Raw genomic sequence first — 555 nt, 5'->3', positions numbered from 1 at the left:
GCGCGGATGGTGTCGGCCAGGCTTCGGTACGCGTCTCTGATGAGCTCGGTGATCAGCTCGTCGCGGCTGGCGAAGTACCGGTAGAGCGCGGGTCCGCTCATGCCCATCTGCTTGGCGATCGCGTTGAGGGAGAGCGCGGACGCCCCCGCCGTGGCGATCTGCTCCCACGCGCGCTTCTTGACCTCCATGCGCACCTGGGCGCGGTAGCGCTCGCGCGGGGTTGTGGTGCCCGTTTCCGCCATGGCCTGCCGCCCTTCCACACCGTCGCGACTACAGCTTCAAGATTTAGTTAGAAGCTATCACGGATCCCGTTGACACCCCCTTCGCCGCTCAGTTATAACTTCTAACGAACGCGAGAGCTTATAGAGAAGCGCTGAGCGCGCAGTGGAGGTCGCCATGAACACCGAGGGACTCGTCGAGGTCGTCCTGCCGGGCACGGTCGAGCCGGAAGGGCTGCAGATCCGGCGCGGTGGAGCCGTTCCGGCCCCCGGTCCGGGGCAGGTCGTGATCAAGATGGAGGCGACCGGGGTCTCGTTCGCCGAGCAGCAGATGCGC

The 555-nt window shown here is 65.9% G+C and carries 1 protein-coding gene and 1 pseudogene; one reads left to right on the top strand and one right to left on the bottom strand.

Annotated features, from left to right (window positions below):
- Nucleotides 1-242 (bottom strand): TetR/AcrR family transcriptional regulator (locus CCN51_RS52290; RefSeq protein ID WP_143676258.1); only part of this gene is annotated, 242 nt, incomplete at its 3' end.
- A gap of 154 nt (nucleotides 243-396) precedes the next feature.
- On the opposite strand from CCN51_RS52290, the pseudogene CCN51_RS59020 reads away from it, so the two are divergent.
- Nucleotides 397-555 (top strand): annotated as a pseudogene (locus CCN51_RS59020) (NADPH:quinone reductase); the annotation flags it as partial.

This window comes from Streptomyces milbemycinicus (assembly GCF_002154605.1).
Lineage (GTDB): Bacteria > Actinomycetota > Actinomycetes > Streptomycetales > Streptomycetaceae > Streptomyces > Streptomyces milbemycinicus.
Note: the sequence above shows the minus strand (reverse complement) of the source record. Positions and strands in the feature narration are given on the sequence as shown.